Annotated in this window: 14 protein-coding genes; 3 read left to right on the top strand and 11 right to left on the bottom strand. The window is 46.2% G+C overall.

Annotated features, from left to right (window positions below; all coding sequences use genetic code 11):
* Positions 1-71: 71 nt before the first annotated feature.
* The 6 genes from NFI81_RS17355 to NFI81_RS17330 form a co-directional block, all read right to left on the bottom strand.
* Entirely contained in the window at positions 72-677 is a 606-nt protein-coding gene (locus NFI81_RS17355; protein ID WP_234611214.1) for a superoxide dismutase, read from the bottom strand.
* Between the two features lie 63 nt (positions 678-740).
* On the bottom strand, positions 741-1,157 hold the full coding sequence (locus tag NFI81_RS17350; RefSeq protein WP_234611598.1) for a nucleoside deaminase: 417 nt from the start codon (positions 1,155-1,157) through the stop codon (positions 741-743).
* A 117-nt stretch (positions 1,158-1,274) separates the two neighbouring features.
* On the bottom strand, positions 1,275-4,934 hold the full coding sequence (locus tag NFI81_RS17345; RefSeq protein WP_234611215.1) for an Ig-like domain-containing protein: 3,660 nt from the start codon (positions 4,932-4,934) through the stop codon (positions 1,275-1,277).
* Between the two features lie 79 nt (positions 4,935-5,013).
* Positions 5,014-8,001, bottom strand: coding sequence for a serine hydrolase domain-containing protein (locus tag NFI81_RS17340; RefSeq protein WP_234611216.1), 2,988 nt, complete (start codon positions 7,999-8,001; stop codon positions 5,014-5,016).
* 257 nt (positions 8,002-8,258) lie between these two features.
* On the bottom strand, positions 8,259-8,966 hold the full coding sequence (locus NFI81_RS17335; protein ID WP_234611217.1) for an ATP-binding cassette domain-containing protein: 708 nt from the start codon (positions 8,964-8,966) through the stop codon (positions 8,259-8,261).
* A 21-nt stretch (positions 8,967-8,987) separates the two neighbouring features.
* Entirely contained in the window at positions 8,988-10,103 is a 1,116-nt protein-coding gene (locus tag NFI81_RS17330) for an acyltransferase family protein (RefSeq protein ID WP_234611218.1), read from the bottom strand.
* A gap of 219 nt (positions 10,104-10,322) precedes the next feature.
* On the opposite strand from NFI81_RS17330, the gene NFI81_RS17325 reads away from it, so the two are divergent.
* Entirely contained in the window at positions 10,323-10,733 is a 411-nt protein-coding gene (locus NFI81_RS17325) for a hypothetical protein (RefSeq protein WP_234611219.1), read from the top strand.
* Position 10,734: 1 nt separating this feature from the next.
* On the opposite strand, the gene NFI81_RS17320 is transcribed toward NFI81_RS17325, so the two are convergent.
* From NFI81_RS17320 to asnS, 5 genes are all read right to left on the bottom strand, one after another.
* A complete protein-coding gene (locus NFI81_RS17320) occupies positions 10,735-12,402 on the bottom strand; it encodes a complex I subunit 4 family protein (RefSeq protein WP_234611220.1) in 1,668 nt (555 codons plus the stop codon).
* Positions 12,403-12,443: 41 nt separating this feature from the next.
* The gene (gene nuoL / locus NFI81_RS17315) at positions 12,444-14,402 is read right to left on the bottom strand and encodes an NADH-quinone oxidoreductase subunit L (protein ID WP_234611221.1); all 1,959 of its coding nucleotides are present in this window, start codon (positions 14,400-14,402) and stop codon (positions 12,444-12,446) included.
* 61 nt (positions 14,403-14,463) lie between these two features.
* Positions 14,464-15,699, bottom strand: a complete 1,236-nt coding sequence (locus NFI81_RS17310) for a serine hydrolase domain-containing protein (RefSeq protein ID WP_254410597.1) — start codon at positions 15,697-15,699, stop codon at positions 14,464-14,466.
* Between the two features lie 75 nt (positions 15,700-15,774).
* On the bottom strand, positions 15,775-16,911 hold the full coding sequence (locus NFI81_RS17305; protein ID WP_234611223.1) for a T9SS type A sorting domain-containing protein: 1,137 nt from the start codon (positions 16,909-16,911) through the stop codon (positions 15,775-15,777).
* Positions 16,912-16,992: 81 nt separating this feature from the next.
* Positions 16,993-18,429: an asparagine--tRNA ligase gene (asnS, locus tag NFI81_RS17300; protein ID WP_234611224.1), complete on the bottom strand. Its 1,437-nt coding sequence runs from the start codon at positions 18,427-18,429 to the stop codon at positions 16,993-16,995.
* A gap of 192 nt (positions 18,430-18,621) precedes the next feature.
* Here asnS and NFI81_RS17295 point away from each other — a divergent pair, with 192 nt between their 5' ends.
* Positions 18,622-19,260 (top strand): hypothetical protein, encoded by a 639-nt coding sequence (locus NFI81_RS17295; RefSeq protein WP_234611225.1) that lies wholly within the window; start codon positions 18,622-18,624, stop codon positions 19,258-19,260.
* 19 nt (positions 19,261-19,279) lie between these two features.
* Positions 19,280-20,059, top strand: coding sequence for an enoyl-CoA hydratase/isomerase family protein (locus NFI81_RS17290; protein WP_234611226.1), 780 nt, complete (start codon positions 19,280-19,282; stop codon positions 20,057-20,059).
* Positions 20,060-20,172 lie beyond the last annotated feature (113 nt).

Below are 20,172 nucleotides of genomic sequence, written 5' to 3'. Positions count from 1 at the left end.
GGTTTGAAGGTTGCAAGAGTAACTGTGCACTTTTTTTTCAACCTTCAAACCTCAATCTATATTTTTAACCCTTATTTCGCTGCAACATAAAGAGCGTCAGCAGCTTTCCAGTCTACTACGTTCCAGTATGCGTCGATGTAATCCGGGCGCTTGTTTTGATATTTCAAGTAATACGCATGTTCCCACACGTCCAATCCGATCACTGGCGTTCCTTTTGCTTCTGCAACGTCCATCAATGGGTTGTCCTGGTTTGGGGTAGAAGTGATGGCTACGCCGTCGCCGGTTTTGATCAACCATGCCCAGCCTGAACCAAAGCGGCCTGTTGCTGCTTTTTTGAACTCGTCTTTAAATGCTGCAAATGATCCGAATTTCGCTGTGATCGCTTGTGCCAGCTCACCTGTTGGTTCACCGCCGCCGTTTGCAGAAAGGGATTTCCAGAAAAAAGCATGGTTCCAGTGACCACCGCCATTGTTACGAACCGGTGCTGGTGCTTTGCTGATATTCGCGATAATTTCTTCTATGCTTTTGCCTTCCAGTTCAGTGCCTGCTACCGCTGCATTCAAATTGGTAACATATGCCTGATGGTGACGGTCGTGATGTATCTCCATGGTCAATGCATCGATATGCGGCTCCAATGCATTGTTTGCGTAAGGTAAGGGATCTAGTGTAAATGCCATTTTCAGTGTAGTTTAATGTTTAAAAAATATACTATATCAGTAGGCTAACAGCAGAAAAAGGCTTTATGTTCTTAATTTCCTAAAAAATTTGAGCAGCAGTTCCTGCGATTCGGTTGCCAAAATTCCGGTTGTCAGACTGGTTTTAGGGTGTAAAATAACTTTGCCAAGCCTCGAAAATCCCCGCTTTTCATCTGCCGCGCCAAACACAACGCGGTTCATCTGCGTCCAGTAAAGCGCCCCGGCACACATTATGCAAGGTTCGAGCGTGACGTACAATGTGCAGTCCGGAAGATATTTTGAGCCAAGATTGTCGGATGCTGCTGTGATGGCAATCATCTCAGCGTGAGCGGTTACGTCATGTAATTTTTCGGTTTGGTTATAACCTTTTCCAATAATGCGCTCGCCAATTACAACAACCGCACCGACGGGAATTTCGCCTTCTTCGTAAGCTTTTTCGGCCTGCCGCATGGCTTCGGCCATGAAGTAATTGTCGAGAATGTCTGCCTGGATGTTCAATGTGTCGGGCTGTTGTTTAATGAAAACGGGACATTCATCGCTAAGCAATAAATGTCCCGTGTGTTGTTTTTTATATCAATATCAAGGCTTCATAATGCGCCAGACTGTATTCTTGTTTCCGTTTGTAACTCTCAATAAGTAAAGCCCGGAAGGATAAGAAGAGAAATCAACTTCTGTTGTTTTCTGATTGATCGTTTTCACAGCACGTGAACGTCCCGTCAGGTCAATGACTTCTGCACGCGCTTCTTTCTGCGATACTGTTCCTGTTAATTCGACTGTGCATTGCGATGTGACAAGCGTAGGATAAACCTTTACCCAATCCGCTGATGCAGGCGGTTCTACGCCAAGGATCGGATCAACCTGAACGCGTGCGCTGCCGGCTCCTTTGCCAGTTCCACAGCCATTGGTGACTTTCGAAATGGTGTAAGTTGTAGTTACCCTTGGTGCCAGTTTAAATGTGTAGGGAGTTACGGATGCGGTGATCAGCGAGTCTTTTGTGCCATTGGAGAGTGTGAATGTCCATGGCGCTTTGCCTGTGGTTTCAATCTTCATATCAGCCTTATCCCCAACGAGAATCGTTTGCGTGCCGGTAATGGTAGCGACCGGAAGCGGGCTTGCAGTAATGGTTATGGAACTCACGCTGCCTTTTACGGTGAATTCAGGATTGGTCCCTGAACTAACCACGCGCACATAATAACTTCCTCCCAGTGTCGTATCGGGAAATGTAGCTGTGATCAAGTTGGATGACGCTACGGATGGAATGCTTTTGAATTTGGCATCTGTATTTTCCGTTGCGATCTGCACTTTAAATGTGTTTTCAGCGGGGAAATCGCCTGACTGCTGGAATGGGACATTAAAAGTCTTACCTGCGCAAGCTTCCGCTACGGAGGGGTTACCTGAATTAATGGTGGGGATTTTTACCGTTACCAGCGCGCTGCCAATTGGGAAGCCTTTACCGCAGGAGTTCGTTACATCTGTAAGCAAATATGACGTCGTCGTGGTAGGCTTAACCTGGATTTCGTGATTTTGCTGATCTGTTGTATCCGTCGTACCATCTGAAAGCGTATAGACCCAAGGGCCGTCTCCGGTAAATCTGATCCTGATTGTCGCGGTTTGTCCTAGGTCAATGGTGGAACTACCCGAGATGGTTGCAGACGGCAATGCTTTGATGTGGATCTTGATCTCCTCTTTTGGACTCTCGCATCCGTTGGTGCCCGTTTGGGTTACAAAAAACGAGTAATCCTGCACTTTTTCTGTAAATGGCGTAAATGGAACACCCTGGAATTCAGTATCACTTGCATTGCGATACCATTTGAGGATAGAACCGGTTGCGTCCAGTCTCGGCGCCACTTCGTTCTGGCAGTATGCGAGTCGCGTTGTAGTTTGAGGTTTTGGTGTTGTATTGATTTTTACATCAATTTTCGCACGGTCACCCAAGCATCCTTCCAAGGCCTGTCCAACAAAATAAGAAGTCGTTCCCCCTTCCGCTGTGGATGGAATTGGAGCCGCGTCGCTAGGGTCGCCGCCGGTGGCATTGGTCCCATACCATTTAAGGATTCCGTTGGTTACAGGAGTTGCGGTCAAAGGCTGCGCTGCAACGAACTGGCATATTTCGATGAGTGGTTTTTCAATGCCTGGTAAACCTGGAAGTGGTTTTACACGGATTTTTTGAGCAACTCTGGCGGTGCTTTCACATTTGCCTAAAACTTGGGTTGCATAAAAAGTAGTTTCACCAGCATTTTTCAGATTGACAGACGGAGCAGTTTTTGAAGCAGTTCCACCAGTTGGAGTTGTATACCAATTCACTGTATTTCCGCTCGCAGGTTGCGCGGTCAATGTGTACGTTTTATCTGCACGTTCCTGGCAAAATGCCTCAGAAACTGTTGGCAATGCAGCTGGTCTTGCATTTACTACAACGTTGACGTCAGCACGCGAACTCTCGCATACGAGCGATCCATAAGTTGAAGATTGCGTAACATAATAAGTTGTCGTACCTGCTGTTGTTGTTTTTGGTGTAGGGGGAGAAGTATTTCCTGTTACATCGTTGGGAGCTGAATACCATCTGAATGTTGGGCCAGCAGGAGTAAGAACTTTGGCGGTTTCACCAACACAATATTCTATCGGAGTAGAAACAGTCGGAGCAGCTGGCGTGTCTTTAATGATTACGTCAATTTTTGCTCTTGGTCCTTCACAGAGTCCTGATGCCGTTTGACTTACATAATAACTCGTCGTGCCAACAGTTGCTGTGTTTGGAGAAGGCGCTGTTGAGGAGCCATTTCCGCCGGTTGCAGCAGTATACCATTGCAATGCTGTCCCAGTTGCTTTTAGCGGTGTTGCATCTGTGTTTTGGCACAAATTAATTGGTGAAGTTACCGTTGGCAAAGGGGATACGTTCTTGATAGTAACCCTTATCTCGCTTCTGGCGCTCTCGCAATCACCAACTGTTTGACTTACAAAATAGCTTTTTGTGCCAATCGCAGTAGTAGTTGGTGTTGGCGCAGCGGCTGATCCGGTTCCGCCTGACGAAGCAGCATACCATTTCAGGTTGCTTCCGGTTGCGGTTAATGTGGGTGCAGTTGCGTTTAAGCAGTAATCCAGGTTTTCGACAGTAGGAGGGGCAGTTTGAGTAATGCTCACCTTGATTTCGGCTCTTGGACTTTCACATCCTCCAACTGTTTGAGAAACAAAATAGCTTTTTGTTCCAGCTGATGAGCGTGGAGGAGTAGGAGCAGTTGCAGAACCTACGCCATCGGTAGCATTATCATACCATTTCAGAGCGGTGCCCGTAGCAGTTAATTTGGATTCTGGTGTTCCTATACAATAAGAAACACTAGCAACATCGGGTGCTTTTGGCGGCGTACAAGCCGTTACAGTCACTATAATTTTCTCTCTCTCACTTTCGCAATCATTCAGTGTTTGGCTTACATAAAAAGTTGTAGTCCCAATAGCGGTTGTTAATGGAGTAGGGGCAGTTACTGACGCTTTTCCACCGGTTGCATCGGTTCCGTACCAATTTAATGTTGCGCCTGTCAGTGCCGTTGCTTTGAGCGGAACCGCTGCCTGGTCCTTCGTATAAGACACCGGTGATGTTACCACCGGCTTCGCAGGCGGTGTGCAGGCAGTTTTGGTAACATTTACAACAATTTCAGACCGCGCACTTTCGCATGCGCCTACTGTTTGGCTTACAAAATAACTTTTGCTTCCCTCAGTGGTGGTTATTGGAACAGGGGCAGTTGCCGAACCGTCACCGCCTGTGGCAGCGTTATACCATTTGAGGTCAGCTCCGGTCGCTGTTAATGCCACAGCTTTTGCACCTTGCTCATACGGAACAGGCGACGTTACCGTTGGTTTTGCAGGAATAACATTCACTTTCAATGCAGTGCTTTCGGAACCGATGATAGCAGGTGGCGTTACGGGAACAGATACTACACGAATTTTGTAAGCTGCTCCAGGTGTTGTCCCAAGCGGAATTGTAGCGGATATTGGAGTGGCTGTGGCGCTTGAACCGATTTCTGTTGGCGTGGTGAATGCCCCTGTTGCGTCAGAAAGCTGCGCAGAAAAAGTGGTTGTTGCGAGCGCTGTGCCGGTTAAGGTGAAGTTAACAGTAACATTTCCACCTGCACAAACCTCTGTGGGGCTTAGGGCACCCGTTGTAATTGCTGTCTGGCCGAATGAGTTTGCGACGCTTAAAATAGCGGCCAGAAGCGTAAAAATACTCTTTTTAATAAATGTTCTTTTCATGTAATTGGCTTAATATCTTTCCGCTAACCTGTTTGTCTGGTAAAGTTAGAGATATTTTTCAAATACACTTTCGACTGGATTAAGGAAGCTCGCTTTTCCTTTCAATAAGTGAACTATAGACTACATCCTGAATTTTACGACGCGTGCGCTGGGTGGTAATTGCTGTGTTTTCGGCATCAGGATTGACGCGGTTTGACAGAAAAATAAATACCAGATCTTCTTCCGGATCTATCCAAACCATGGTGCCGGTAAAGCCTGTATGGCCAAAGGAATTCACAGACGCCTGTGGTGATACGTAAGAACTATTGCCATCAATCGGAGCCTTGTCCCAGCCTAAGCCGCGGTGATGCGATTCATCATAAACCCTTGAAAAAAGCGGAACAGTTGCAGTTTCATAATATCTCCGGCCCGCGTAACTGCCTTTCCAAAGGTTCATTTGGAATAAAATAGCAAGGTCGCGCGCCGTTCCGAAAAGCCCGGCATGTCCGGCAACGCCGCCAACAATGGCCGACATCTGATCATGCACAGTTCCCTGAAGCAGCTGATTCCTGAAGCGGTAATCCTGTTCGGTAGGCGCAATTTGTTTTTCCGAAAACCGGCGCAGCGGGTTGAAACCCAGATAAGCCAGGCCCAATGGTTCGTAAATGTTGGCCGAAACGAAAATGTCGAGCGGCTGGCCGGTTACTTTTTCAACGATTTTTTGTAATGTAAGAAAACCCAGGTCGCTGTACAGATAACCGTAACTTCCTGACCTGTCTTTCCGGTTGTTCATAGGAGATTCCACAACCCATTTCCACACGGAATCACGCATGGCGCCTTTGGCAAAAAGCTTCGGTGCAACTTGCAGATAATAAGCAGTATCCGCTTTGGAACTATAATATTCCGGAAGCAAGCCGCCAGCGCTGGTTTTGGTCCTGTCCCAAAGCGGCGGATAAAACGAAACCAGGCCCGATCTGTGTAAAAGCAGATCCCGAACCGTGAAATTCTGCTTATTGGTGCCCATTAATTCAGGCAAATAAGTGGATGCTTTTTGATCTAAATCAATTTGTTTGCGATCGTATAAAAGCATAACCGCCTGCAATGTGGCCGAAACTTTTGTGACAGAAGCGAGGTCGTAAATAGTTTCCGAAGTCACACGGTCCGGTGTGCGGAAATTAAGCCCTCCGAATTGTTTGTCGTATATAATCTTTCCTTTTCTCGCAACCAAAACTTCACAACCCGGAAAAACATGATCATTCACTGCGGCCGTCGCCAGCTCGTCGATTCTTTTCAATGAACTGCCGTCCATACCAACGCTTTCAGGCGTTCCGAACGCTATCCTGTTAATGGCAGTCGTGGTTACGCCGCTTCCGGCTTGGTAAGAAAGCACCGAAACCGGTAAGCGTCCCTGTGATTTTAATGCACCAAAAATGATTTGCGGAACAATTTCCTGCTGATCCTTGCCGTCCTGGCTGGCGCAGATAAGGACATCTGTTTCCGGGAAAAATTGAATGCTATATGGTGTTCCAAACAAGCAAAGGATCACTTTCTTGTTTTGTTGTTTCAATTGGTTTACAAAATCCACCATCCCGGTGGTAACCCCATAATTGCTTCTCGGATTGGAAGTTAGGCCGTGCACATCTACAATCACCGTATTGTAATTCGACAGATAACCAAGCATTTCAGCAATCTGCGCTTGCGAGGATGGACCTTCGTAAAAAGTATACGAGCGCATCGGCTTGTATGTGGACAGCATTTTCTGAAATGCAACGCTGCTTCCTTCCCCAATGCTCACAGAAGCCATTTTGTCATCGATAACCGACCCGATCGGCAGCAGATCATTATTGTTTTTTACAACCGTAACCGAAGCCTCGCACAGTTCGCGATACAGTTCTTTGCTTTTTTCGGTATTCAGGTCTGCGTAAAGATTATTGGTATCAATGGGTTTGTACTGGCTCAATCCCGACCAATATTTGGCTTGCAAAATGCGTTTTACCTTATCATCAATGATCTTTTCACTAATTCTTTTTGAATCAATCGCGTCTTTGATCTTTGCAACCGTTTCGGCAATGCTTTCAGGATAAAGGAGAATGTCGTTTCCGGCGATCAATGCTTTCAGATTAACTTCTGCTGCTTTTCCGGTTTTCAAAACACCGCGCATATTCATGGCATCCGTGAAAACCAAACCACGGAATCCCAGGTCTTTACGTAAAAGTCCGGTAACCACTTTTTCAGAAAGCGAGCTGGCCAGATTTGGCGTGCTATCCAATGCGGGAATGTATAAATGACCATTCAAAACGCCCATTAAACTGTCGGCAATCATGGCACGATATGGATATAGATCCGTTTCGGTAAGCTGGTCAACGGAATGCGTGAGAACAGGCAATGTGAAATGTGAATCTGCATCCGTATCGCCGTGCCCGGGGAAATGCTTTGCAGTGGCAATGATCTTATTATGCTGCAAACCCTTCATATAAGCAATCGCTTTGCGCGTCACATTATCGCGGTCTTCACCAAACGAACGTATGCCAATCACCGGATTGCCGGGATTGCTGTTAATGTCGGAAACGGGTGCAAAATTAATCTGTATTCCCAGACGGCTGCATTGTCTGGCAATGTCGCTGCCCATTTTGTAAACAAGCGCGTCGTCCTGAATGGAACCCAGCACCATTTGTTTTGGGAAGGATATCGTACTGTCGAGGCGCATGCCCAGGCCCCATTCGCCGTCGATGCCGATAAACAAAGGAATGTTGGAATGCGATTGATAGCGGTTGGTCAGCTGCGCTTGTCCTACCGGGCCGCCCTGAAAGAATATCAGGCCACCGATATGGAAGTCGCTGATCAGGCGGTCAATGTATTTATAATGAGATTCTTCGCGGTTGGAGAATGTGGCCACCATGAAAAGCTGGCCGATTTTTTGTTCAATGCTTAAAGACTTCAATGTGCTGTCAACCCACTCGTTTTCAGGCAATACAAGCACAGGATCCAGCCTTTTCTTTACCTTTTTGGCAGGCTGCTTCACAGTTTCCGGCAATACGGTTACAGGTTCTTCAAAAACCCGAATACGCTTCCAGGCAACTGAAGCCATTGAGGTCAAGATAACCAGAAGGACTATACTACCAACTAGACGAAACCGGCTTAACAACCAATTTTTCATACTCCGAATCACTGATTTTAACGAGGGAATGTTAGGTTATCCAAATTTTGCACTGCACGATTGAATTTATCAAAGGTTACAATAATAACAAATTGCAGTCGGAATAAATCCGAAAAAAAGTTGTTTTAATGCAATTCTAATATTTGATGCTTTTGAACTTTGACCTTCACTAAACTTTAAACTAAAAACTATTTGGTCAGGCTCCTGAAAATTTCTTCTAACGAATCGCCGGTTTTCCGAAGTTCGTCTAGTGAGCTGTCACTCACCACTTTTCCTTTATTAATAATGATCACCCGGTCACATAATGCTTCCACTTCCTGCATAATGTGGGTTGAAAAAAGCACGGTTTTATCTTTCCCCGCATTCCGGATCACATCGCGGATTTCCTGTATCTGATTGGGATCCAGGCCAGTAGTAGGTTCATCCAGAATCAGCACAGAAGGATTATGCAAAAACGACTGCGCCAGTCCCACCCTTTGCCGGTAACCCTTCGAAAGCTGACCGATCTTCTTGCGCTTCTCAGCTTCCAGGCCGCACAATGCAATGACCTCATACACCCGTGTACGCAATTCGGCCGACTTCATGCCATACAATTTTCCCGAAAAAAGAAGGAATTCACTCACATACATATCCAGGTAAAGCGGGTTATGCTCTGGCAAATATCCTATTGTCCTGCGCGCCGGCATCGGCTCCTCAGCAACGTCATAATCAGACACTTTGGCTGTTCCTTCGGAAGCTTTGAGATAGCCGGTTAGTATTTTCATCGTCGTCGATTTCCCTGCTCCGTTCGGGCCCAGAAAACCAACAATTTCCCCTTTCTTCAAACTAAAAGAAATGCCATCAATCGCACGTTGCGTTCCGTAGAGCTTGGTAAGGTTTGTGACCTGGATGGACATTTTCGAATGTGTGATTTTGAATTAGACCTTCAAAAATAGCTTATTCCTGAACAAAAGATACATAAAAGCCCATTGAACCATGATATAAGCGATTACTTCCCCAACTGCTTCAATAGTGTGCGGGAAGTAACTGAGTATGCCTCCAAAAAGCGCTTGGGCAGTATAATTGAAGTTAATAAAGCTGCCTACCATGTAAATCACGATGGAATTCATCCCGATTACCACGAAAAACAATGTCCATTTCCGGTAATTCAGCACGTCCACGATCCAGTAGAACAGCGCGAGCAACAATGTACTGAACCCGCCCGCACAAAGCACGAACGAACTCGTCCACAAATTCTTGTTAATCGGGAAAAAGTAATCCCAAACGACGCAAACCAGCAAACTGATAACTCCCGCAAAAACCAGGTAAACGACTTTGTTATTTTTTGAGATAACTTCTTCGCTTGTCCGCAAAAGTTCACCCGCAAAAATACCCATTAACCCCGTCGCAATGGCTGGAATGGTTGATACCAGGCCCTCGGGATCGTGAATTTTCAAATGCAACCGGCCCGGAATGATCATTTTGTCAATGTAACTGGCTGGATTGCAATCGATAGTAAGGAAGCCAGCGCCGCAGCCTGGAACCGGATAAAATTTCATGAACAGATAGTATCCGATCAAAATGGCTGCAAACCAGATCCAGCGCGTCTTTTTATTTGTGTATAAATAAATGATCTGCGCAAACATTCCCGCTAAACCGATTCTTGCCAAAACACTCGGGTAACGCATATTTTCCCACTCTGTTTGGAATAAACCATTGTTATAAATCACGCCCAGCAAAACCAGGATTAGTCCGCGCTGGATCACTTTTCTGATCAATTCGGAAGGTGGAATGCCTTTTTCCAATCGGCTGCCCAGCGAAAATGGTGCAGAAACCCCAGCCATGAAAAGAAATGTAGGAAAGATCAGGTCATAGGCGCGGAAACCATTCCAATCGGGGTGGGTGAATTGATGCGCCATAAAAATGGCCCAGGACCATCCGGTAACTTTTGCGAGCACTGCGAAAATTTCTTCGCCTCCTGAAATCCAAAACATGTCAAAACCACGCAATGTATCCAGCGATAACAACCTCTGCGGCGCAGGACTATCTTTCATTTGATAAAGTAGGGTAAAGAGAAATAAAATTTGGTAAAAAGGACATAGTTTGGAATAAAAGCTAGTTGTATTTACTGTAAAGATTGCAAAAAATACTATTTATACTTTCCGGCAAAACTACATTTATTTGAAAATACATATAAGTCTTGCTTACGATTATATATCAATGCCCCGACCTTGCGTTATAAGCATCAATATTTTTAACCACCAATTCACCCCATGAAAAAGATATTAATGCTCAGCCTGATGGCCGTAACCTTGTTTTTTGCCAGCTGCGCTACTTCGAACCCTGGAAACACAGCCGATAATGACGAGGCTTATCGCAACGAAGAGCCCGTAACCAACCCCAAACTCAACAACCGCCGCCTCGAAAAAAACCTCGACCGCTTCGCAGAAGAGCTCAATCTCAGCAAACGCCAGCAAAAGCAATTAAAGAAAATCGACCGCCGCTACGCACGCATGGACCGCAAATTATCCAGAAACGACGAAGCCAAACGCCGCGATCACAAAAGACTGTCCGAAGAAAAAAGACAAGAAATCATAGAAGTGCTTACGCCGGAGCAGCAGCAAACATTGCAGGCACTGGCAAAGAAGGGTAGATTTAGCCTGGATCAGATATTTGGGAAGTAGGTTACCGCAACCCATCCAACCAAGCCTCAACAGTCGGCCCGGTCATATCGAATAGAATTCCGGGAAGCAGACCCAACAAAATAGTCAATATAACCAAGGGGAGCAGCATCGCTGTTTCCCTTTTTGTTAAGTCGGACAATACGTGCAAGCTTCCGTTTTTGTACCAGAATGCGCCGAAGAACATGCGTTGGTAGGTCCAGAGGAAATATGCGGCTGCCAACACGATGCCTAATGTGGACAATGCGGGGATCCAGACGGGCAATGCTTCGGACTGAAATGCGCCCATTAATGTGAAAAGTTCTCCCACAAAGCCTGAGAATCCGGGAAGTCCTAATGAAGCGAAGAATGCAATGCCGGTGATGATGGTGTATTGCGGCATTACTGCGATGAGGCCGCGGTAATGGTCGATTCGGCGGTCGTGCGTGCGGTCATAAACCACGCCGGTAAGAATAAAGAGCATGGCGGAAAGGACGCCGTGGCTTACCATTTGATAAATAGCCCCGTTGATGCCTTCGGCTGTGAATGCGGCTACTCCGAGCAACACAAAACCCATGTGTGAAACAGAGGAATAGGCGATCATTTTTTTCAAATCGCTTTGTCCTAATGCATTGAACCCGCCATAAATGATGGAAATCATGCCTAAAACAGCCAGTGGAATAGTGCTGTATTGTGCCTCGAACGGGAAAAAACCATCCACAATCCGGATGAAACCGTAACCACCAATCTTCAAAAGAATCCCAGCCAGCACAACGGAAATAGGCGTCGGCGCTTCTACGTGCGCGTCGGGCAACCACGTGTGTACGGGAACGACGGGCAACTTCACGGCAAAGCCGATAAACAGGAACCAGAATGCAAGCAGACGCAATGGAATGTTACCGATCAGATATTCAGAAGCGGTGCTCAGTAACGAGCCGGGAATGTAATTGTTAGGATCGGCCAGATAGGCGAAACGGAATGTGTGAACGAGCTGCTCGGGAGCGATTTTACCATCAATAAGCCATTGCTGAACCTGGGAAATGAGGTCAGGATGGATGGGATCATCGATGCCTAAAATGCCTACGACTTTTGCTGTTTCCAATGGATCGATCACGGATAGATACAGCGCAATCATCACAATCAGAATAAGCAGCGAGCCAAAGAATGTGTAAATAAAGAATTTCAATGCTGCATACTCACGCCTCGGACCGCCCCATAAGCCGATGAGAAAATACATCGGCAGCAACATGAATTCGAAAAACAGGTAAAAAAGGAAGAAGTCCTGCGCCAGAAAACAGCCGATTACACTGCCTGTGAGCAATAAATACAATGCAAAATAAGCTCGCGACTTTTGAATAACATTCCAGGAACTGATCACACCCACGAAAAGCACGATCACCGCCAACAATACAAGCGGAAAGCTGATGCCATCCACCGCCAGGGCATAATCAATAGAAACCACGCCCAATGCGCCAATGGGCAAAGTAATCCAGTCGGTAACCTCGCTGAGCTGGTGACCGGGGTTTTGGTTGTCAAAAGAAATATATAAAAACAATGAAATGATTACTTCCAAAGCCAGCGCGACCAATGCGATGATCCGGAAATTTTCAGGCTTTTTGGCCGGCCATACAGCCACAGCGGCTGCGCCAAGCAAAGGAATCGCAATAAGTAATGTCAGTATATGATCAATCATTCAGCATTAAGTTAAAATCGTGGCCGGTTCGTTAAGCGGCTTTAAAGGATAACCAACCACAATATCAATAAAAACACGCCCATGGCAGTCACAATGAAATACGACTGGATCTTGCCATTTTGTAAGTTACGGACTGCCTGCCCGCCGGATTTAATCGAAAAGACCAGCAAATTCACGCCGCCATCCACAAAAAACCGGTCGAACCAGCCAATAAGGTGGCCCAGGACAACGCTCATTTTAGCAAGGCTATCGACAAACGAGTCGATGATCCGCTTTTCGAATATTTTCAGATATTTTGTAATGAAAGCAAAGGGAATGATGAAATACTGGGTGTTGGAATAATCCCTTAACCACACGAAGTTTTGCAGCACATTCGAAGCATTAGTAGCCTTTACTGCATTTACACCAAATGGGTTTTCTGTTTTAATTTCTCTGTATGCAAGAAAAATCGAAGCAAAAGTCGTCAAACTCGCAACAACCGGAACCCAGACTAAATGCGTTTCTGAATGTTGCCCTATGAATGCCAAAAACCAGCCTGCCGCATCAAATGGGTTCCAGGAGAACCAGATAAAAATCGACAAAACGGCCAAAATGGCCATTGGAAGCCACATTACAGCCGGTGATTCATGCGGGTGAATGTGTGTGGCATTAAATCTGTTTTCACCAAAAAACACCAGCCAGAGCTGCCGGGTCATATAATAAGCCGTTAAGCCAGCGGAGAGGATCACGAGAATGGGGAAAATATAAAACAGTGCGCCCAGTTCCGCTGCCCAGAGAAACCCTTCGGTAATGATCGCGTCTTTGGATAAAAACCCTGAAAAGAATGGTAACCCTGCTAATGCCGACGCACAAACTGAAAAACAAATGAATGTTACCGGCAATGCTTTGCGCAAACCGCCCATCGTGCGCATATCCTGCAAATCAAAATCGGAACCCAGGTCTGACGGTGTTACTGCGTGAATGACTGAACCGGCTGAAAGGAATAATCCTGCTTTAAAAAAGGCGTGCGTTGCCAGATGAAAAAGAGCAGTTTGCCAGCTTCCAAAACCGACTGCAACGACCATTAACCCAAGCTGCGACATGGTGGAATAGGCCAAAACCCGCTTGATATCCCAAACTTGTGTCGCCCTCACAGCCCCGATCAGCATGGTAATGGTGCCAATGATCGTGATGACCAGCTTGGCGTCGAATGTGAGTAAAAATGAAATTCTTGCCAATAAGAAAATCCCGGCTGCAACCATTGTGGCAGCGTGAATGAGCGCGGAAACGGGTGTAGGACCTTCCATTGCATCCGGTAACCAGCCGGAAAGCGGGAATTGAGCCGATTTTCCCATGCAACCGCCAAAAAGACAAAGGCCAATTGCCGTCAGGATTCCGGGACTAATTGAATCAATTTTCATTGAGAGCACCTCAAAGTCGGTAGAACCAATATAGTAAAACAGCATTAAAATCCCGGTCAGGAATGCTGCGTCGCCGATTCTGTTAAGTACAAATGCCTTTTGCGCAGCCCAAACGGCCCTAGGTTTGAAATACCAAAATCCAATGAGCAGATATGAAGAGAGCCCCACCAGTTCCCAGAAAATGTACATCACCAGCAAGCTGCCCGAAAGCACAATGCCGATCATGGAAAAAAGGAAAAGCTGAATAAATGCGAAATAGCGGTGCAGATTTTGATCGCCACGCAAATAGGAAGTAGAATAAAGTTGCACGAGCAATGCCACAAAATGCACGATTACGAGCATCATGCAGGTTAGTGCATCAAAACGAAAAGGAAAGTCAATGGAAGTGTCACCGATTGTGAGCCAGTGAAAACTGACCACGTGTAATGTTTGAGAATCTGCATATAACAAGCTGGTTACCAGCCCTGATGCAGTGATAATTGTGCCCGCCCAACCTGCTGCTTTGTTAAAACCTTTTCCAGCCAGCCAGAGCAAAAGAAAACCCAAAAATGGCAATCCCAACAGCAGACAAGCAGGTAAAAAGTATGCAGAATCGGGCATAGACGCGGGAATTCGTTTGTTTCGGCAAATATCCAGAATTCGCGGCCGAATTCAAACAATGCTAGATGTCTTTCTCAATCTCCTCGACCTTGCCAGGTCCGTGGATCACTTCGAGCAGTTCTTTGAGGTCGTAAGTGGAGCGGTTATACGAATTTCCCAACACGATGATCACCGCCTCATCCTCCGGGCAAACCCAAAGCATGGTGTTGTAACCCTTCCACCAGCCGCCGTGGTAAATGAAGCGCGGCGTGTTGTCTTCTTTTGTGTGCATACGGAAGCCGTAACCATAATTGCGGATGCCGGCGCGTTCGAAACTTCTTGGTTTAAATGCCTCGTCGAGCAGTTTTTTGTCTAACAACAAACCTTTTGAAAGACCATTATAAAACTTATAAATGTCGCCCGTTGTCGAATACAAGCCTTTATCCCCGACCACTTCATCGTAATAATCCTTGTCCAATTTGCGCCCGAACTGATGCCCGTCCGTCCTGAACTGCACGGCCGCGCTGGATGTGTCGGTAACCAGGAACGAGTTGGTCATGCCCAGCGGAGCGAAAATCTGGTCATATAAATATCTCCCAAAATCTTCGCCTGAAACCTTTTCAACAATGGCTGCCAGCACGCAATAGTTGGTATTACAATAATTGAAAGACCTTCCGGGGCGGTTGTAAGGCGTAGGAGTGGGGACGACCTTGGCATACCAATCCATAATATCCAGATTATCAGGATATTTTTTGCCGTGGCGCACACTGTCATCAAAAGAATAAATGTAATTGGGAAGTCCGCTGCGGTGGCTCAGAAGCATATCCACTTTCACGCCGTGGTAAGGAAAATCAGGGAAAAAGCGTTGCACGGAATCGTCCAGACTAACACGTCCTTCCTGGACGAGTTTGAGAATCGCAATGGCCGTAAATGGCTTGGAAAGCGACGCAAGCTGGAAACGCGAATGACTATTTAATGTGTCTTTTTTCTTAAGGTGGGCAAAACCGAAGGAATCTTGATAAAGCACTTGCCCTTTCTGAACAATCAGCACATTACCATTGAATCCAGCCCTCTTTTTGCGCCTGAAAATATCTTCGATTTTTGCAATTTTCGCTGCCGTTGCTGCATCCGGGTTTTTAACGGGAACCGGATCAAGACTGGAGACCATTTTGCCGTCGACCATGATTTCCTCAGGGCCGGACTTCTTTTTTCGCACCAATCCCCATGAAACGAGGAGGATTACCAGGACAGCTAATGCCGCCCACCACACTTTCGGCTGCACTTTTTTCAACATAGGCTTCAAGCCATTTATTTTCATCAGAACGTCGCTTTCCTAACGATGAATCGCAGGCAATTTTTATACTTAAGCATTACAAATTAAGCGCACAATATTTTACCGAACTAATACTTTCGCATGTTCTTTGCGGCCATTTTTGTGATAAGACAGTAAATACAAACCGGGTGAAAGCGCCTGAACAGGAAGTAAATCAATAAATCCCTGCACATTAAATTCGTTTTTAACGACTATACGTAAACCGGCCAGATCTGTGAGTTCCAAGGCTCCGGGATCAATATTTTTACCAAAAACAGAAATATTCGTCGTGGAGGCTGGGTTGGGAGCAATGTAAAATGAAGCGTTTTCTGAATGTATTTGAACATCCGCCAGGGCTGAAAATACGAAACGACCATCCTGATCTGTCATTCGGAGCCGATAATGATTGATTCCGGCTGCTGGCGTTTCGTCCATAAATTCATAGCGGGTCCGACCCTGCGTTTCGCCACTGGCAGGCAACGAGGCAATTTGTGTAAATACATTTTGGTCGCTGCTGCGCTCGATCAGGAATTCTTCGCTGTTTTTCTCCCAGGTGGTTTCCCAGGAAAGTAATGCTTTGCCTTGGCGTACGGACGCTTTGAAAAATGTGAGATGAATGGGCAGCACAATCGCCAGGACGTCTCCGTTCACCATGATCTCGTCAAACCATAATGTGCCGTAAATGCTGGTCGGGCCGTAACCGTAAATGCGGAATGTGAATGTGTTTTCGGACAGGTTATTGAAACCTGCCGGGACCGATAGCGTGTAAAACTGGCTGGGATTAGCCAATGTGGATGCAGTAAGGTCCGAAGCAAAGCCATCCATGCTTGTTCGGATTTTGAATTGCTTCGGACCGTCGGGCGAGCGCCTTAACCGCAGGGAAATGCTGGTAATGTTGTATTTAAATGATTTGGCTGTGAATTTGAATTCCATATAACGGCCACTTGAAAAGTTGGTCGGCCAGGGGCGCACCACATATGCTGCCACCGTCGCGCCGCCGAGTCCATAACCGCCATTGAGTGCATTTGTATTCCCGCCACCCGCCAGCACGGCGTCGGTTGGTAAGAAATTAACATGGTTGGAAACGCCGCTTTGCGTGTAATCCATTGACCATTTGATTTTAAAAGCTTCCTGTGCAAAGCCATTTAAAATAAAAAACAGCACCATTGACCAAGTCAGGATGATGCTGTTTCCAAAAAAATTAAAGTCCTTTTTCATGTGCATGAATTTTAAGATTTACAGTATTTACTTTATTGATACGGTAAATCTCAAAAAGGTCACGCGGGGGATGGATATTTTTTAAAATTCTGCGCTCTTCGGATATCTTGGAAAAGGAATCACGTCGCGAATGTTGCTCATACCCGTCACAAAAAGCACCAGACGCTCGAACCCAAGTCCGAACCCTGAGTGCGGAGCCGTTCCGAATTTGCGGGTTTCCAGATACCACCAAAGGTTTTGCGGATCAATGCCCACTTCGTGCACGCGGCCCAAAAGTTTGTCGTAATCCTCCTCACGCTGACTTCCGCCGATGATTTCGCCAATGCCCGGGAATAGCACGTCCATCGCACGAACCGTTTTTCCGTCGTCGTCCAGTTTCATGTAAAACGACTTGATTTCCTTTGGATAATTGGTGAGGATAACCGGTTTTTTGAAATGTTTTTCAACCAAATAACGCTCATGTTCGCTGGAAAGGTCAATTCCCCAGCCAACCGGATACTGGAATTTCTTCTCTTTTTGTGGTTTTGATTTCAATAAAATCTCAATCGCTTCTGTGTAAGTCAGGCGCTCGAAAGGATTGTCAACTACAAAGCTCAATTTTTCAAGAAGTGGAATCGAGCGCTCATTTTGAGGTTTGCTCTTTTCTTCTTCTGCCAACCTGTTTTGCAAGAAATTCAGGTCATCCTTGCAGTTTTCCAAAGCATACGAAATCACTTTTTTGACAAAATCCTCTGCCAGATCCATGTTATCTTCCAGCTCAAAAAAGGCCATTTCAGGCTCAATCATCCAGAATTCGGCCAAATGGCGCGTTGTATTGGAGTTTTCAGCACGAAATGTTGGACCGAATGTATAGATTTTGGAAAGCGCCATTGCACCCAGCTCACCTTCAAGCTGGCCGGAAACCGTCAGATTAGCCTCTCTACCAAAAAAATCTTCTTTAAAGTTGATCGCGCCTTCCTCGGTTCTTGGCAATTTATTCAAATCCAATGTCGTAACTCGGAACATTTCACCTGCTCCTTCTGCATCCGAGGCCGTAATTACAGGCGTATGCAGATAGAAAAATCCGCCATCATTGAAATAAGAATGCACTGCAAACGCCAATGCATGGCGAATGCGCAGGATGGCGCTGAATGTGTTCGTACGAGGGCGCAAATGCGCTATTTCACGCAAAAATTCAAGCGAATGTTTTTTAGGCTGCAAAGGAAAAGTCTCTGGATCGGCCGTTCCGTAAACCAGAATGTCTTCAATTTTAACCTCAACAGCTTGGCCAGAACCTTGTGATTCAACAAGTTGTCCGGTTATTTTAAGGCAAGAACCAGTAGTTACGGTGCTTAGTAATTCAGCAGAAAACTGGCCAGGCTCAGCCACGGCCTGAATATTATGAATGGTTGAACCGTCATTCAACGCAATAAAAATCGCGTTTTTGCTCTCACGTTTTGTCCTGACCCATCCTTTTACTGTAACGGACTGGTTTTCAGGAGAAGTTTGTAAAATGTCTTTAATTTGCAGCGGTCCCATTTTATTTTATTTCAAACTTAATTAACTGAATGCTTGTGAATCCGGCTTCCCGAATGAGCCGCAAAATTACAAATTACCCTACGAAAACCTATTCCGCGCGCCTAACTTACTTTTCTGTGTGAACTGACTCTTGTGCAGACTGGTTTTCAGCGTAATTTTGTGAATTACAATCCGGATTAAAGACTTTCTCCCTTGAACAATCGAATCGCGCTCATATTATCAGTTGTATTTCACCCGCTGATCCTCACGACCTATTTATTTGCCACGTTATTTATCATTTCCCCAGATCTGGTCGGTGTAAGCGCATTTGAACTTCCGGCGCTGGGCAGTTTGCTGCTGCTTTTATTCCTGAACACATTCATCGCACCCACATTGGTCGTTTATTATTTCCAAAGAACGGGCATCATCAGCACCATGCACGTAGACGACCTCGCCGAGCGAAGACTGCCTTATATAGCCTGCATAATCATTTATGGGTTAGCCACTTATCTGTTTGGCTGGAAGCTCCAACCCATCAGCGAACTGGCCCCGCAAATCTCGATTATTCTTGGCGGCGCCACTGTTTCATTGTTGATCGTCACCGTAGTGAGCCTGTTTTGGAAAATCAGCGCACACGCAACCGGCATAGGCGGCTCCATAGGCATGCTCACGGGCTTACTAATCCGTCACGACGAAGCGCAATTGCTCATTCCCCTGATCATAGCCGTCCTGATCGCAGGCTGGCTGCTGAGCGCCAGACTGCATTTAAATGCCCACACGCCCGGACAAATTTCGGTTGGCGTCATTTGCGGAGTCCTCGTGAGTAGCTTGACGGTTTATTTTTTCTTTTGATAAAAAACACTTCATGGCAATGTATCAGCATCTTCTTTTCGAAAACACCGACGGCATTGCCAAGATCACGCTCAACAGGCCTCAGGTTTATCACGCACTTAGCCCTGCATTGATCAACGAAATTACCATTGCCGTAAAAGCCGCCGAAAGCGATGATTCTGTGCGGGTTATCATCATTACCGGAGCTGGCGAAAAAGCTTTTTGTTCCGGCGCAGATTTGAAAGATGTCTCAGATTCGGGGCAAACTGCGGGCGAGATTTTACGGGAATATTATAATCCTATGATTCAGGCCATCCGCACGATCCCGAAACCTGTGATTTGCAGGCTCAATGGTCTGGCGGTAGGAGCAGGTTGTTCGTTAGCATTGGCCTGCGACCTCGTCATCGCCAGGGAAGAGGCATATTTAAGTTTACTTTTTGTTCAAATAGGCTTGATGCCCGACGCCGGCGCCACATTCTTTTTGCCGCGTTTGGTCGGCATGGCCCGAGCCTTCGAAATCGCTTCCACCGGCCGAAAAGTCTACGCCCCCGAAGCCGCCAGCATCGGCATGATCAGCAGATCTGTTCCTGCTCGCGACCTGGATGCAGAAATAGAGAAAACCGCGGCCTACTACCGTAACGCCCCGACCCAGGCCATAGGCGCCATGAAGCTCGTCATGAATGAATCCTTCCATTCCGATTTGGCTAAAATGCAGCAGCATGAGCTGGAAAACCAGGAACGTTTGTTTAAAACTTATGATGCGCAAGAAGGAATCGCCTCATTTCTACAAAAGAAAAGCCCTGATTTTCAAGGCCGCTAGCATTAAACTAAAACTTTTTCAATTTTTTTCACTTTAACCATTTGCTGCAAAGAGGCACTTTTCCTATCTTTGCAGTCCAATTCAGAAAGGGCTTAGCATTATTAGCCACGATG

It is taken from the genome of Dyadobacter fanqingshengii, assembly GCF_023822005.2.
Classification (GTDB): domain Bacteria; phylum Bacteroidota; class Bacteroidia; order Cytophagales; family Spirosomataceae; genus Dyadobacter; species Dyadobacter fanqingshengii.
Note: the sequence above shows the minus strand (reverse complement) of the source record. Positions and strands in the feature narration are given on the sequence as shown.

Coding starts and splice junctions, on each gene's coding strand:
- NFI81_RS17325 (WP_234611219.1), top strand. CDS start 10,323: ATGAAAAAGATATTAATGCTCAGCCTGATGGCCGTAACCTTGTTTTTT.
- NFI81_RS17330 (WP_234611218.1), bottom strand. CDS start 10,103: ATGAAAGATAGTCCTGCGCCGCAGAGGTTGTTATCGCTGGATACATTG.
- NFI81_RS17335 (WP_234611217.1), bottom strand. CDS start 8,966: ATGTCCATCCAGGTCACAAACCTTACCAAGCTCTACGGAACGCAACGT.
- NFI81_RS17340 (WP_234611216.1), bottom strand. CDS start 8,001: ATGGCTTCAGTTGCCTGGAAGCGTATTCGGGTTTTTGAAGAACCTGTA.
- NFI81_RS17350 (WP_234611598.1), bottom strand. CDS start 1,157: ATGGCCGAAGCCATGCGGCAGGCCGAAAAAGCTTACGAAGAAGGCGAA.
- NFI81_RS17320 (WP_234611220.1), bottom strand. CDS start 12,402: ATGATTGATCATATACTGACATTACTTATTGCGATTCCTTTGCTTGGC.
- NFI81_RS17345 (WP_234611215.1), bottom strand. CDS start 4,934: ATGAAAAGAACATTTATTAAAAAGAGTATTTTTACGCTTCTGGCCGCT.
- NFI81_RS17305 (WP_234611223.1), bottom strand. CDS start 16,911: ATGAAAAAGGACTTTAATTTTTTTGGAAACAGCATCATCCTGACTTGG.
- NFI81_RS17310 (WP_254410597.1), bottom strand. CDS start 15,699: ATGAAAATAAATGGCTTGAAGCCTATGTTGAAAAAAGTGCAGCCGAAA.
- nuoL (WP_234611221.1), bottom strand. CDS start 14,402: ATGCCCGATTCTGCATACTTTTTACCTGCTTGTCTGCTGTTGGGATTG.
- NFI81_RS17290 (WP_234611226.1), top strand. CDS start 19,280: ATGTATCAGCATCTTCTTTTCGAAAACACCGACGGCATTGCCAAGATC.
- NFI81_RS17355 (WP_234611214.1), bottom strand. CDS start 677: ATGGCATTTACACTAGATCCCTTACCTTACGCAAACAATGCATTGGAG.
- asnS (WP_234611224.1), bottom strand. CDS start 18,429: ATGGGACCGCTGCAAATTAAAGACATTTTACAAACTTCTCCTGAAAAC.